This is a genomic window from Wolbachia endosymbiont of Listronotus oregonensis, assembly GCF_031205055.1.
Classification (GTDB): domain Bacteria; phylum Pseudomonadota; class Alphaproteobacteria; order Rickettsiales; family Anaplasmataceae; genus Wolbachia.
The window spans coordinates 465,250-478,341 of sequence record NZ_CP102118.1; the positions used below are offsets into that span (position 1 = coordinate 465,250).

General features: G+C 34.6%; 22 protein-coding genes, 2 tRNA genes and 3 pseudogenes. All 27 read left to right on the forward strand.

Translation table 11 applies throughout. The annotated features are described in order from the left end of the window. Nucleotides 1–8 precede the first annotated feature (8 nt). Nucleotides 9–90: transfer RNA gene (locus NMD99_RS02360), tRNA-Tyr, on the forward strand. Nucleotides 91–94: 4 nt separating this feature from the next. Then, nucleotides 95–165: transfer RNA gene (locus NMD99_RS02365), tRNA-Gly, on the forward strand. A gap of 77 nt (nt 166–242) precedes the next feature. Beyond that, nucleotides 243–1,414, forward strand: a pseudogene (tuf, locus tag NMD99_RS02370) (elongation factor Tu). 14 nt (nt 1,415–1,428) lie between these two features. Then, a complete protein-coding gene (rpsJ, locus tag NMD99_RS02375; protein WP_096616846.1) occupies nt 1,429–1,749 on the forward strand; it encodes a 30S ribosomal protein S10 in 321 nt (106 codons plus the stop codon). A 9-nt stretch (nt 1,750–1,758) separates the two neighbouring features. Beyond that, a complete protein-coding gene (rplC, locus tag NMD99_RS02380) occupies nt 1,759–2,481 on the forward strand; it encodes a 50S ribosomal protein L3 (protein WP_253309090.1) in 723 nt (240 codons plus the stop codon). 2 nt (nt 2,482–2,483) lie between these two features. Beyond that, nucleotides 2,484–3,098: a 50S ribosomal protein L4 gene (gene rplD / locus NMD99_RS02385; RefSeq protein WP_064124641.1), complete on the forward strand. Its 615-nt coding sequence runs from the start codon at nt 2,484–2,486 to the stop codon at nt 3,096–3,098. Further along, nucleotides 3,095–3,382 carry a 50S ribosomal protein L23 gene (locus NMD99_RS02390; RefSeq protein WP_064124642.1) on the forward strand — a complete coding sequence of 96 codons (288 nt, stop codon included), beginning with the start codon at nt 3,095–3,097 and terminating at the stop codon, nt 3,380–3,382. Before rplD ends, NMD99_RS02390 begins: the two co-directional genes overlap by 4 nt. Before the next feature lies 1 nt (nt 3,383). Next, a complete protein-coding gene (rplB, locus tag NMD99_RS02395) occupies nt 3,384–4,208 on the forward strand; it encodes a 50S ribosomal protein L2 (RefSeq protein WP_309166625.1) in 825 nt (274 codons plus the stop codon). Between the two features lie 3 nt (nt 4,209–4,211). Continuing rightward, entirely contained in the window at nt 4,212–4,496 is a 285-nt protein-coding gene (rpsS, locus tag NMD99_RS02400; protein WP_006279181.1) for a 30S ribosomal protein S19, read from the forward strand. A gap of 5 nt (nt 4,497–4,501) precedes the next feature. Beyond that, nucleotides 4,502–4,852 (forward strand): 50S ribosomal protein L22, encoded by a 351-nt coding sequence (gene rplV / locus NMD99_RS02405; RefSeq protein WP_096616838.1) that lies wholly within the window; start codon nt 4,502–4,504, stop codon nt 4,850–4,852. Nucleotides 4,853–4,891: 39 nt separating this feature from the next. Beyond that, nucleotides 4,892–5,505, forward strand: a pseudogene (gene rpsC / locus NMD99_RS02410) (30S ribosomal protein S3). A gap of 11 nt (nt 5,506–5,516) precedes the next feature. Next, nucleotides 5,517–5,930 (forward strand): 50S ribosomal protein L16, encoded by a 414-nt coding sequence (gene rplP, locus NMD99_RS02415; protein ID WP_250294844.1) that lies wholly within the window; start codon nt 5,517–5,519, stop codon nt 5,928–5,930. 11 nt (nt 5,931–5,941) lie between these two features. After that, entirely contained in the window at nt 5,942–6,145 is a 204-nt protein-coding gene (gene rpmC, locus NMD99_RS02420; RefSeq protein WP_309166642.1) for a 50S ribosomal protein L29, read from the forward strand. After that, nucleotides 6,138–6,374, forward strand: a complete 237-nt coding sequence (rpsQ, locus tag NMD99_RS02425) for a 30S ribosomal protein S17 (protein ID WP_264732192.1) — start codon at nt 6,138–6,140, stop codon at nt 6,372–6,374. The genes rpmC and rpsQ overlap by 8 nt, the downstream gene beginning before the upstream one ends. A 13-nt stretch (nt 6,375–6,387) precedes the next feature. After that, nucleotides 6,388–6,747 carry a 50S ribosomal protein L14 gene (gene rplN / locus NMD99_RS02430; protein WP_006279348.1) on the forward strand — a complete coding sequence of 120 codons (360 nt, stop codon included), beginning with the start codon at nt 6,388–6,390 and terminating at the stop codon, nt 6,745–6,747. Beyond that, nucleotides 6,747–7,064, forward strand: a complete 318-nt coding sequence (gene rplX / locus NMD99_RS02435; RefSeq protein WP_373457552.1) for a 50S ribosomal protein L24 — start codon at nt 6,747–6,749, stop codon at nt 7,062–7,064. The genes rplN and rplX overlap by 1 nt, the downstream gene beginning before the upstream one ends. Nucleotides 7,065–7,070: 6 nt before the next feature. Further along, the gene (gene rplE / locus NMD99_RS02440; protein WP_010962750.1) at nt 7,071–7,604 is read left to right on the forward strand and encodes a 50S ribosomal protein L5; all 534 of its coding nucleotides are present in this window, start codon (nt 7,071–7,073) and stop codon (nt 7,602–7,604) included. Nucleotides 7,605–7,620: 16 nt separating this feature from the next. Then, nucleotides 7,621–7,929, forward strand: a complete 309-nt coding sequence (rpsN, locus tag NMD99_RS02445) for a 30S ribosomal protein S14 (protein ID WP_064124653.1) — start codon at nt 7,621–7,623, stop codon at nt 7,927–7,929. A 21-nt stretch (nt 7,930–7,950) separates the two neighbouring features. Next, complete coding sequence (gene rpsH, locus NMD99_RS02450) at nt 7,951–8,346, forward strand: 30S ribosomal protein S8 (protein ID WP_064124654.1); 396 nt, start codon at nt 7,951–7,953, stop codon at nt 8,344–8,346. 16 nt (nt 8,347–8,362) lie between these two features. Next, the gene (rplF, locus tag NMD99_RS02455; RefSeq protein WP_253309084.1) at nt 8,363–8,908 is read left to right on the forward strand and encodes a 50S ribosomal protein L6; all 546 of its coding nucleotides are present in this window, start codon (nt 8,363–8,365) and stop codon (nt 8,906–8,908) included. Nucleotides 8,909–8,913: 5 nt separating this feature from the next. Further along, nucleotides 8,914–9,285 (forward strand): 50S ribosomal protein L18, encoded by a 372-nt coding sequence (gene rplR, locus NMD99_RS02460; protein ID WP_250294835.1) that lies wholly within the window; start codon nt 8,914–8,916, stop codon nt 9,283–9,285. A 12-nt stretch (nt 9,286–9,297) separates the two neighbouring features. Next, nucleotides 9,298–9,810, forward strand: coding sequence for a 30S ribosomal protein S5 (gene rpsE, locus NMD99_RS02465; protein WP_253309082.1), 513 nt, complete (start codon nt 9,298–9,300; stop codon nt 9,808–9,810). Nucleotides 9,811–9,813: 3 nt separating this feature from the next. Then, the gene (gene rplO, locus NMD99_RS02470; RefSeq protein ID WP_096616812.1) at nt 9,814–10,284 is read left to right on the forward strand and encodes a 50S ribosomal protein L15; all 471 of its coding nucleotides are present in this window, start codon (nt 9,814–9,816) and stop codon (nt 10,282–10,284) included. Nucleotides 10,285–10,287: 3 nt separating this feature from the next. After that, on the forward strand, nt 10,288–11,616 hold the full coding sequence (secY, locus tag NMD99_RS02475; protein WP_253309081.1) for a preprotein translocase subunit SecY: 1,329 nt from the start codon (nt 10,288–10,290) through the stop codon (nt 11,614–11,616). Continuing rightward, a complete protein-coding gene (locus NMD99_RS02480) occupies nt 11,613–12,254 on the forward strand; it encodes an adenylate kinase family protein (RefSeq protein WP_253309080.1) in 642 nt (213 codons plus the stop codon). Before secY ends, NMD99_RS02480 begins: the two co-directional genes overlap by 4 nt. Before the next feature lie 59 nt (nt 12,255–12,313). Next, nucleotides 12,314–12,682, forward strand: a complete 369-nt coding sequence (gene rpsM, locus NMD99_RS02485; RefSeq protein ID WP_007550179.1) for a 30S ribosomal protein S13 — start codon at nt 12,314–12,316, stop codon at nt 12,680–12,682. A 24-nt stretch (nt 12,683–12,706) separates the two neighbouring features. Then, nucleotides 12,707–13,081: pseudogene (rpsK, locus tag NMD99_RS02490) on the forward strand (30S ribosomal protein S11); the annotation flags it as partial. Nucleotides 13,082–13,092 lie beyond the last annotated feature (11 nt).

The window sequence follows — 13,092 nt, forward strand, 5'->3', positions numbered from 1 at the left end:
ATTTTTGTGGAGGAGTGACCGAGTGGTTAAAGGTAACAGACTGTAAATCTGTCCGCATTGCGTACGTAGGTTCGAATCCTACCTCCTCCATTGTGCGGGTATAGCTCAATGGTAGAGCTCTAGCCTTCCAAGCTAGTGACGTGGGTTCGATTCCCACTATCCGCTCTTTTTTTGTTGTATTTTTATAAAATCAACATATTATTTATTGATGTATTTGTATTTTAGGTAGAAAAGTTTAAATTATGACAGCAGTAGTGGAAGCATTTGGAAAGCCGCATGTAAATGTGGGAACAATAGGACATGTGGATCATGGGAAGACAACGTTAACAGCGGCGATAACAAAGCATTATGGAAATTTTGTAGCGTACGATCAGATAGATAAGGCGCCAGAAGAAAGGAAAGGGGGATAACGATAGCAACAGCGCATGTTGAGTATCAGACGGAAAAAAGGCATTATGCACACGTTGATTGTCCTGGACATGCTGACTATGTAAAGAACATGATAGTAGGTGCAGCACAGATGGATGCGGCGATATTGGTAGTGTCGGGGGTTGATGGGCCAATGCCACAAACGAGAGAGCATATATTGCTAGCGAAGCAGGTAGGTGTTGGATATATCGTGGTGTATATAAATAAAGCTGATGTTGCTGATGCTGATATGATAGATTTGGTAGAAATGGAAGTGAGGGAATTGCTGAATAAATACGGATTTCCAGGGGATGAAGTGCCTGTGGTAGTGGGGTCTGCATTGAAAGCGCTGGAGGATGACAGTAGCGAATATGGAAAGAAATCAATAGATAAATTGATGGAAAAGTTAGATGAGTATGTGGCGGTTCCACCAAGGCCTGTGGATTTACCATTTTTATTGCCAATCGAGGATGTATTTTCGATATCGGGGCGAGGAACGGTGGTAACAGGAAGGATAGAGAAGGGAGAGATAAAGACGGGAGAAGAGATAGAGATAATAGGTCTGAAAGCGACGCAAAAGACGATATGCACAGGTGTAGAAATGTTTAAGAAGTTGCTGGATAAGGGGAGTGCAGGACTCAATGTAGGAATATTGTTAAGAGGAACAAAAAGAGAAGAAGTGGAGAGAGGGCAAGTATTAGCAAAACCGGGGACGATAACGCCGCATAGAAAGTTTAGGGCGGAGGTTTATATATTAAAGAAAGAGGAAGGAGGAAGGCATACACCATTTTTTGCGAATTACCAGCCACAGTTTTATTTAAGGACAACGGATGTAACTGGGAGCATAAAATTGCTAGATGGGAAGGAGATGGTAATGCCAGGAGATAATGTGAGTGTAGAAGTAGAATTGCAAGTACCGATAGCAATGGATAAGGGATTGCGTTTTGCGATAAGAGAAGGCGGTAGAACTGTTGGTTCTGGTGTTGTTTCTGAAATTTTGGAGTGAGAGTAGTAACTAAGATGAAGCAAGATATATATATTAACATTAAGGCTTTCGATTGTTCTTTATTGGAGGAGTGTGTTCGAAAATTTGTTGATGAATTAAAGCGGTCCAATGCAAAATTATCTGGTCCGATTGCGTTGCCAAGAAAAGATTCTAAATTTATTGTTAATAGATCTCCTCACGTTGATAAAAAATCTCGTGAACAGTTTGAAATGAGAACTTCTAGGCGTTTGATTGTTTTACATGATCTTACTCCTACTATGATGCAGATGCTTACAGGTTTATCTTTTTCTGCTGGCGTAGAAGTGGATTTAAAAGTCAAGGAAGTTAAGGTTTAGGAGAAGGAAATGAAGAGAATAAATTCGCTGAGGAGAATTGGTTTACTAATGATGAATATTGGTCATACTGCTATGTATTCTGACAATAGTCGCATGGCTGTAACTTTATTGCATCTCAGCGAAACTTATATTGTTGATATAAAAGGACAAGATAAATGTGGCTATAATTCAGTCATTTTAGGCACAGGAGATTTTAAAAATATAGCAAAACCTCAGTTGGAATATTTAAAGAAAAAGGGTATAAATAATAAATGTAAGTTATACGAAAGTAGATTAAATGACCTGTCGGGAATAGAATGTGGTAAAAAAGTGGGAATCAATCATTTTGTGGTTGGTCAATATCTTGATATTACGGGTTATTCTATAGGTAAAGGATTTGCTGGTGTGATGAAGCGGCATAACTTCAGTGGGCTTAGGGCATCTCATGGTGTTTCTATTGCTCACAGATCACAAGGTTCCACTGGTCAATGTCAGGATCCTGGTAGAGTATTCAAAGGAAAGAAAATGGCTGGTCATTTAGGTAACAGCAGAATAACTGCACAAAATATGAAGATATTATCCATTGATCATGAAAATAGTATAATTGCTGTGAAGGGTAATAATGTTCCTGGGTTTAAAAATTCCTATGTTTTTGTAAGAGATGCAGTTAAAAAATCTTTACATAAAGATGTTCCTTTTCCGGTAGGTTTACTGTTAGATGTAAATGATGATGCTAGTAATTTGGTAAGTTAGTTATGGAATGTAATTTAGTTAATCTATCTAATAATAATGTAGGTACTGCTCAGCTCAATCCTTTGATATTTTCTGCTAAGCAAAAATTGAGTATTTTGCATGATATAGTGAGATGGCAATTAGCGAAGAGAAGAGCTGGTACTCATAAAACAAAAGGTATCAGTGATGTCTCTGGTACAACAGCTAAACCTTATGGTCAAAAACGTACCGGTAGGGCAAGACAAGGGAGCTTGCGATCTCCTCAATTTAGAGGTGGTGGGATTATTTTCGGCCCTGTTGTGAGGAGTCATACTTATTCTCTTAATAAGAAGGTACGCAAATTTGGTTTAAAAATTGCTTTATCTCTAAAGTATTTAAATAATCAAGTGATTATTCTGGATAATTTAAATATTGATGTGAAGAAAACGTCTGAAATGTGTAAATGTATTAAAAATTTTAAATTTTCTTCCTTTTTGATAGTTGGTGATTATGGAGATGATTTGTTGCGTGCTGTTAGAAACTTGCATTATGTAGACTTAATCAAACCTATTGGGTTAAATGTCTTTGATATATTGAATCACGAATGCGTGATGTTGACAAAGGATACTTTAAAGCATCTTGAAGGTAGATTGTTATGATCAAATATAATAATATAATAAAATCTCCTATAATTACAGAAAAGGCCTCTTTTTTGAGGGAGAAGTTTAATAAATATTCTTTGTATGTTTTTGTAAATGTAAATAAGCGTCAAATAAAGTTGGCAATAGAGTCTCTATTTGATGTTAAAATTTCTTCTATAAATGTTGTTAGAATTAAGCCTAAATATAGGCGTTTCAGGGGTGTGATTGGTTGTGAAAAACAGAAAAAGAAAGTTTATTTTTCTTTGATAGATGGTCAAAAATTAGATATAATGAGCGTTTAATATGGGTATGAAATTTTTTAATCCTGTTACTCCGTCTTCTCGTGGGACTGTGTTAGTAAGTAAAGTTGGTTTATCAAAAGATGAGCCAGAAAAGTCTCTTACATCCGGTAAAAAGTCCAGTGGTGGAAGAAATAATTATGGTAGAATTACAACTCGTCATAGGGGTGGTGGTCACAAAAAGAAGTATAGAGTTATAGATTTTAAGCGTAATAGAAGTGGTCAGGGTATAGTTGAAAAAATAGAGTATGATCCAAATAGAAGTGGGTTTTTAGCGTTAATATCATATAAGGAAGATGATATTAAGTCTTATATATTAGCTCCTCAAGGTATGAAGCCTGGTGATATTGTTACAGATGGAAATGATGCTGATATTTTGCCAGGTAATTGTTTGCTACTCAAGTATATACCTGTTGGTTCTTTCGTTCATAATGTTGAGCTGAAGCCAGGTAATGGTGCTGCGATTGCTAGAGCTGCTGGTTGTTATGCGCAAATTGTTGGTCGTGATGGCCAATATGTTTTATTACGACTCAGGTCTGGTCAAATTAGGTTGATTTTATCTTCTTGCAAGGCTACTATTGGTGTAGTATCTAACCCTGACCATAAGAATAGAAAGCTGGGTAAAGCTGGAAGAAGTAGGTGGCTTGGAATTAGACCTACTGTGCGTGGGGTTGCAATGAATCCGGTTGACCATCCTCATGGAGGTGGGGAAGGAAAAACCTCTGGTGGTCGTCATCCTGTTACTCCTTGGGGTGTTGCAACAAAAGGAAAGAAAACTCGGAGGAAAAATAAATCTAGTGATAAGTATATAAAACAATTGAAAGGTTAGTTTATGAGTAGATCTGCGTGGAAGCCTCCTTTTTGTCATCCTTCTATATTAAAGTCGGTGAATAATGCTTTAAACAAGGGGTTTGTTAACATGGCTATAAAAGTTCATTCTAGGGCTTCTGTAATTCTTCCTAATTGTTTAGGTTTAAAGTTTGCTGTTTATAATGGTAAGGATTACATTCCTGTTAATGTTAATGATCAGAATATGATAGGTCATAAGTTTGGTGAATTTTCGCCCACTCGTAAATTTACTGGGCATAGTGGTGATAAAAAGGCGACAAGAAGGTAATTGATATGAAAAACAGAGATGTAATAGTTAAAGCTGGTTCTAGGGTTTTAAAATCAACTCCTCGTAAATTGAATTTGGTTGCTGGTTTAGTACGTAATAAAAAAGTTTCTTTTGCCACTGTGCAATTAAGATTTTGTGAAAAGAAAGCTGCGGGTCTTATAAGGAAGGTATTAAATTCTGCGATTGCTAATGCTCAATATAATTATGGATTGGATATCGATAATTTATATATAAAAGAAATTTCAATAGGTAAGTCTCTTACTTTGCGTAGGGTATGTCCAAAAGCTATGGGTAGAGCTAATAGAGTTAGTAAACGTTATAGTAATATAACTGTAAAATTGGGAGAAATTATATGATTCATAAAAATAGAAAATTAATAAGGAAAGTGCAAAAGTATGGGAAACGTTAATCCTAAAGGATTTAGGTTAAAAATAATTAATACTTGGTCATCTGTTTGGTATGCTGAGAAGGGTTATAAACAAGGGTTGCATCAAGATTTATCTATTCGCAGTTATATAAATGAATCTTTTAAGCATGCTGGTGTTTCTAAAGTAATTATAGAGCGTACAATCGATTTGGTGTCTGTAATAATACATTCTTCTAGACCTGGAGTGATAATAGGTAAGAAAGGCTCAGATATTGAGAAGATAAAGCAAAAAATAGCTGAAAAAGTAAAAAATAATGTGGAAGTGAATGTAGTAGGAGTTAAAAGGTCTGAAATAGATGCAGTTTTAATATCAAGCAGCATTGCACAACAGTTAGAAAAAGGGTTTCATTTAGAAGAGCGATGAAAAAAGCTATTCAAAGTTGTTTGAGGATGGGTGCTAGAGGTATTAAAGTAAGTTGTTCTGGGCGCCTTGGCGGAGCTGAGATAGCTCGTACTGAATGGTATAAAGAAGGTCGTTTGCCTTTACACACTTTACGTGCTAATATAGATTATGCTTTTTGTGAAGCAAAAACTATATATGGTATTATAGGAGTTAAGGTTTGGGTTTATATTGGTAATTAAGGTATATTGAGATGTTTGTTCCCAAAAAGAGTAAATATAAGAAGGTATTTAAGGGGCGAATTAAGGGTAATACAAAAGGTGGTAGCACATTATCTTTTGGAGATTATGGCTTAAAAGCTGTAGAAGCAGGTAGGATTCAGTCTAAGCATATTGAAACTGCAAGGCGTGTAATATCTAGAACATTAAAACGCTCTGGTAAAGTGTGGATAAGAATTTTTCCTGATACCCCTGTTAGTAAAAAGCCGGCAGATGTACGTATGGGTAAGGGAAAAGGTAGTGTTGAATTTTGGGTGTTTAAAGCTAAGCCCGGTAGAATGTTGTTTGAGATTAGCAGTGATGTTCCCATGCATTTAGCAAGATTGGCGCTTGAAAAGGCAACCGCTAAGCTTCCTATGAAGTGTAAATTTGTATCTAATCATAATTAAATGGAGTTGCAATGGATATAGCTGACATTGAATCGAGGTCTTCACAAGAATTGCATGAAATTCTTGTAAATTTGAGAAAAGAGTTTGTTAATTTGGTTTTTCAAAAGAAGTTGGAGCAGTGCAACAATATTTCGCGTTTTAGCTTAATAAGAAAGAGCATAGCTCGTATTCTAACTACATTAAATAAAAGAAGAAGAGAGGAAAAGAATGCCTAAAAAGGTTTTTTGTGGTACTGTAACTAAGGCTAAGTGTGATAAGACTGTAAAGGTTTCGGTATTACAAGTGTATAAGGATCAGCTGTATAAAAAGGTTATAAAAAAATACAAGAAGTATACAGCACATGATGAGAATAATAGTTGTAAAGAAGGGGACAAGGTTTTAATACAAGAACACAAGCCTATTTCTACTACTAAAAAATGGGTTGTTGTTAATAGCTCACATTGAATAGGATATTTATATGATTCAAAAAAATACATTGTTGGAAGTAGCTGATAATTCTGGTGCGCGTGCAGTGCTTTGTATTGGTTTATTGGGTGGTAGAAAGTCTGCATCTATAGGTGACACAGTTATTGTATCTACTAAATCTATTACTCCAAGAGGGAAGGTTGAGAAGGGAAAAGTATATAGAGCAGTTGTGGTGAGGGTGAAAAGCCCTATTAGAAAATCTGATGGTTCTGTAATTCGTTTTTCTAGCAATGCTGTAGTTTTGATTAACGATCAAGGTGAACCACTTGGCACTCGGGTATTTGGTCCGGTAAAAAAGTTATCATCTGGTTCTTTTATGAAGATAATGTCATTAGCTGTTGAGGTTTTATAATGAGTGCTAAAATAAAAAGTGGTGACGACGTTATAGTTTTAACTGGTAGAGATAAGGGAAAAATTGGTAAAGTGATTAAAGTTGTGGCATGTGATGCTAAAAAGAAAGTAATTGTTTCTGGGGTAAATGTACATAAGAGACACACTAAACCAAAAGCTGGTAGTAGTGGTGGTATATTAAATAAAGAGTTAGCTATTGATATATCCAACGTTGCAACATTAGACCCTAAATATAAAACTCCAACTAGAGTGGGGTTTAAGGTTATAGGCGGTAGAAAAGTGCGTTTTGCAAAAGTTTCTGGAGAAGTGATAGATTAGGTTGATATGTTTAAAGAATTGTATAAAGATAGCATAGTAAAGTCCTTAAAGGATAAGTTTAATTACGGCAATATCATGCAAGTGCCTAAACTTGTCAAGGTGTGTATCAATATGGGCGTTGGAGATGCTGCTACAGATAGTAAAGCAATAAATGAACCACTTGATAGCCTATATTTGATTGCTGGGCAGAAGCCTTTATCAACTTTTGCAAAAAAATCTATTTCTGGCTTCAAGATCAGAAAAGGTGCTACAGTAGGTTGCAAAGTAACTTTGCGTAGAGATAAAATGTATGAGTTTTTAGAAAGATTGATATATATTGCTTTGCCAAGGGAAAAAGATTTTAGAGGATTTAGTGTGAAGCAATTTGACGGTAATGGTAATTTTTCCTTTGGTATAAAGGAACATATCTCGTTTTTAGAAATAGACTATGATAAAATAAGTAAAATTAGAGGTATGGATATTAATATTATAACAAGTGCAGTTAGTGATAAGGAAGCAAAGGAATTATTACTGGCTCTTAAATTTCCTTTTTTTGATTAATTGAGAGGAGAAATATATGGCAAAAAAATCTATGATAGAAAGAAATCTTCGCAGAATAAAGCTGTGCGATCAATATAAAGAAAAAAGAGAGAAATTGAAATCTATAATAAATAATAAGAATTTGTCTATTGTAGAAAGGTTTACAGCTCAAAATAAATTAATTAAAAAATTGCCTAGAAATTCTTCTAAAACCAAAATTAGAAATAGGTGTGCTTTAACTGGGAGACCAAGAGGAGTATATAGAAAATTTGGTTTATGTAGAATTGTTTTGCGTGATTTATGTTCTTTTGGGCAAGTTCCAGGAGTTACAAAGTCTAGTTGGTAAATATAATATAAGGAGTATATTGTGGCGTTATCTGATAGTATTGGTGATTTTTTAACAAGGATACGTAATGCTCAATTGGCAATGCATAGAACAACAAGAGTGTTGTTTTCTAAAGTGAATTCTTCTATACTGAAGATTTTAAAAGATGAAGGGTATATCCTTGATTATGAAAAGCAAGTTGTAGATAATTTACCTTCTTTCATTGTAAAATTGAAGTATTATGAGAAGTCACCTGTAATTAGTGACATAGTTAGGGTGTCAAAGCCTGGTTGTCGTTGTTATTCTAAGTATAAGGACATTTCTAAAGCATATAATGGTCTTGGTATTTTTATTATATCGACACCCAAAGGAGTGATGACTGATTATAATGCACATAAGTTAAAGGTTGGTGGAGAAGTTTTGTGTCGTGTGTTTTAAATAATAGGAGAAATTCATGTCTCGTATAGGTGCTGCTCCTATCAATATTCCTGCTGGTATTTCAGTTGAATATAATAATGGTAGGATGTTAATAAAGAGTGCTAAGGCTGAAAAAGAGCTTAGCTTAATCAGTGATGTTGTGTGCCGGATTGTTGATAATCAGCTACTCCTTTCTGTGGATCAAGATAAAGATGATTATGATGAAATAAAGCCTATGTGGGGCACTTATAGGAGTAATATTAATAATATTATTAACGGCATGGTTGATGGTTTTTCTGTTAATCTTGAGATTAATGGTGTTGGATATAAGGCAGAGTGTGATGGTAAGTATTTGACTTTGTATCTTGGTTATAGCCATAATGTTAAATATAAAGTGCCTAAAGATGTTGAGATTAAGTGCATAAAGCCAACTCACTTAGTAGTTAGTGGTATGGATAAGCAAAAAGTCTATATGGTGGCATCTGATATATGCAGGATTAGGAAGTACGATCCTTATAAAGGTAAGGGTATTGTAATAAAGGGTAAATTTATGTTGCGTAAAGTTGTAAGTAAAAAGAAGTAATTAAGATGAGAAGGTTATATAATTTTTTAAGTAACTATGAAAAAAGGAAGTTGCGTAATAGAGCGAAGCTTGACAAGAGCGCTGAACGTTTGCGTATATCCATATTTAAATCTAATAGGCATTTTTATGTCCAGTTAATTAATGATGTAAAAGGAGTAACTCTCACTTCAGCTTCTACTTTGGATGCTAAAATTAAGGATGTATGTAAAGGAAAAGTCAATGCTGAAACTATAAAACAGGTTTCTTCTTTAATGATTGAGCGCTTATCTGGTCTGAAATTAGAACAAAAGCTAGTATTTGATCGTGGAGCGTATAAATATACAGGATTAGTTTCTCAATTTGCTGAGGCTTTAAGAAGTTCTGGATTTGAGTTTTAGAAGGTTTTGAATATGGCTATAAAGAATTTACAAAATAATAATGATTTATCAGAGCTTTTAGTTTCGGTACGAAGAGTAACAACGGTTACCAAAGGTGGCAGAAGATTTTCATTTTCAATTTTGGTTGTTGTTGGTGATGGGAAGGGTAGGGTAGGATGTGGAATAGGTAAGCACGCAGAAGTTGCTGAAGCAAGAGTCAAAGCTGTAAATGCTGCAAAGAAATCGATGATTAGAGTGTACTTGCGTGAAGGTAGAACTTTGCATCATGATATTAAAGCTAAATTTTGTTCTGGTGAGATAGTTTTAAGAACCGCAAGAGCCGGAACAGGTATTATTGCTGGTGGAGCGATTAGATCAGTTTTTGAGGTGTTAGGTATAAAGGATGTGGTAGCTAAATCCACTAGATCAAATAATCCTCATAATGTTATATGTGCGGTATTTAAGGCTTTTGATAGTATGTTATCTCCTCGTCAGGTAGCAAGCAAAAGAGGCAAAAAGATTAGCGAGATAGTTGGAAACAGGTAAAGTATGAATAATGCTGTAAAATTAAACTCTATATTTACTAAGTTATCTAAGAAAAAGAAGCCTAAGTTGCTGGGTAGAGGTATCGGTTGTGGTAAAGGTAAAACATCCGGTAGAGGGCATAAAGGGCAAAAGGCTAGAAGTGGAGTTTCCATAAATGGTTTTGAGGGTGGACAACAGTCTATATATACTCGTTTGCCTAAAAGAGGTTTTAAGCCTATACGTAGGAACATATATTCTATAATTAATGTTGGCGATATACAGCGCTTAATGGAAGCTAAAAAAATAGTGAAAGACTCTGTTATAGATAAGGAGAGGCTGTATAGATTAGGTTTTATAAAGTCTATTAAGGATAAAATTAAACTTCTTAATAAAGGTAAGTTGAGCGAAAAATTTGTGTTTCATGTTGATTTTGCGTCAGAAGCTGCAAAAAAATCTGTAGCTTCAGTTGGTGGTAGTGTGGAAATACTATCGTAAATCATGGGCAATAAATCCGCATTTAATAGCTTGGATCCTACGTTGTTATATAAAGGCGATTTATTAAAACGTATATTTTTTACGCTAATAGCTTTAATTTGCTATCGCTTGGGTACTTATGTGCCTATTCCTGGAATTAATCTTGATGTAATTAATGATATATTTCCCAAAGAGGGCTCAGGTGTTTTTGGAGTATTTAATTTATTTTCTGGTGGTGCATTGGCTAGAATGACAATTCTAGCATTGAATGTTATGCCATATATAATGGCTTCTATCATTATTCAGTTGCTTTCTTCTGCGATTAAAGGAATGAAGGAAGTTAAGAATGATGGAGAGTCAGGCCGTAGAAAGATGAATTCTTATATACGCTACCTGACCATAGTAATTTGTGTATTTCAATCAATTCCAATTTTGGTTGGATTGGAAGGGATGAATAGGGAAGGGGTATTGGTTGTAATCGAACCTGGTGTTATGTTTCGTACAATAGGTGTTTTCAGCCTTTTAGGTGGAACTATGCTTTTAATATGGCTTGGTGAACGAATCAGTGCTAGCGGTATAGGCAATGGTATCTCATTAATCATTTTCACGGGCATAATATCAGAGTTACACAGCGCTTTGTCATCTCTGTTAACGTTAAATAAAAACGGTAGCGTATCGTTATTTATTATCCTTTTTGTTTTGGTATTGTTTTTTTTGCTGCTAGTCTTAGTCATTTTTGTAGAGTCTTCTTATAGAAAAGTTATTGTTCAACATCCTAAAAAGCAATTTAAAAGATTACATAATGACGATTTTACTTATATTCCATTGAAGATTAATTTATCTGGTGTAGTACCAACCATTTTTGCTAATGCAATTTTATTGACACCTATTTCAATTGCAAATTTCTATAAGGGGCACGCTTTTTCTGATTTTATTTTAAATTACTTTATGGCAAATAAAGTAGTATATATTGTAGCCTATTTGGTGCTGATAGTATTTTTTAATTTTTTCTATACCAATTTTATATTTAATCCAGAGGAAAACGCAGATTTTCTTAAAAAAAATGGTGGTTTTATACCTGGTAGAAGGCCTGGGAAACATACTTCTGATTACCTTCAAGATATAGTTTTTAAGTTGACATTCATTGGCTCTGCGTATTTGGTAGTCATATGTACTGTACCTGAAGTTATGAGATATTATTATGATATACCATTTATTTTTGGTGGGACGAGTCTACTGATTATAGTGAACGTTATTACTGATACTATTATGCAAATACAATCTTATATTTTTTCGAATAGGTACGATAGCTGGATAAAGAAATATGAGTCTAAAACGAGGAAAGTAAGATGATCATTACGATTTTTGGTCCTCCAGGTTCTGGTAAAGGTACTCAGTCAAGCTTGTTAATAGCAAAATATAATTTAAAATTAATTTCAGTGGGGGATTTATTAAGGAATATTATATCTAATGGCAGTGAGTTAGGTAAAAAAATAAAGGGTACCGTGGAATCTGGTAATTTAATTCAAGATGAAATTATATGTGGATTATTGCATGACCAGCTTGCATTAATGGATGATAATTGCTTATTAGATGGTTTTCCGAGAAATTTAAACCAGGCTCATTTTTTGACTCAAGTTTTGCAAGAAAAATATAATAGGGATGTTGATATTGTAATTGAACTGCAGCTTGACGATAATATTGCAATCGATAGATTAAAAAATCGTCTCGCGTGTTTGGACTGTAAAAGCATATATAGTGTATCTTCTTTTAAGAGTACTACTTGTGCTAAATGTAAAAGTACGAGGTTAGAGAAAAGAATTGATGATGCTGATATGTCTGCAATTAATAAGAGAATAAGTGAATATCACCTTCAAATGAAAGGTTTACGCGAGTATTATAAAGGCAAATTATTAACAATTGACGCTAATTTGAGTGTTGATGAGGTAACGCAAGAGATTGAAAGTAAAATTTCTTGTAATTTGGTTTGACTCTGAGTTGTTTTATGGTATAAATTAAGAGTTGTTATTAATAAAGTATCGAGGTACCAGTGGCACGTATTGCAGGCATAAATATTCCAGTGAGGAAATGTGTTCCTTTTGCATTAACTTATATATATGGTATAGGTATTGCTACTGCGAATGTAATTTGTCACGCTTGTGAAGTTGATAAGCGCAAACGTGTTTCAGAATTACGAGATGAAGATATAGAAAAGATCAGCAGTTTCATTAGACAAAATTATGTTATAGAAGGTGAGCTCAGAAAAGAAGTGGCTATGAACATAAAATCTTTAGTGGAAATGGGATGCTATAGAGGAGTGAGACATAGAAAAGGTTTACCTGTGAGAGGGCAAAGGACTCATACTAATGCTAAGACTCGTAAAGGTAGATCTCGGTTGCCTATTGCTGGGAAAAAATAAAATTTATTATTATTGTGAGTTTTAATGAAAAAAGTCAAAACGGTTGGTAAGAGTACAAAGGAGTTTATTACTGGTGTTGTTCATATTCGTGCAACTTTTAATAATACTTTTGTAAATGTAACTGATGTTCATGGTAATACGCTATGTCAAACTTCTGTGGGTGCATGTGGTTTTTCAGGTTCGAGAAAATCCACACCTTATGCTGCAGGTAAGGCTGCGGAGGCTGCTGCGAAGAATGCAATGGAGAGATTTGGTATGAAGGTTGTCTCTGTAATAATTCGTGGTCCTGGCTTTGGTACCGAAGCTGCGGTTAAAGCACTTCAGAGCTGTGGGTTGACTGTGGCTTCAATTGCAGATAAAACCGCAATTCCTCATAATGGATGCAGGTTAAGAAAAAAAGAAGAGTATAG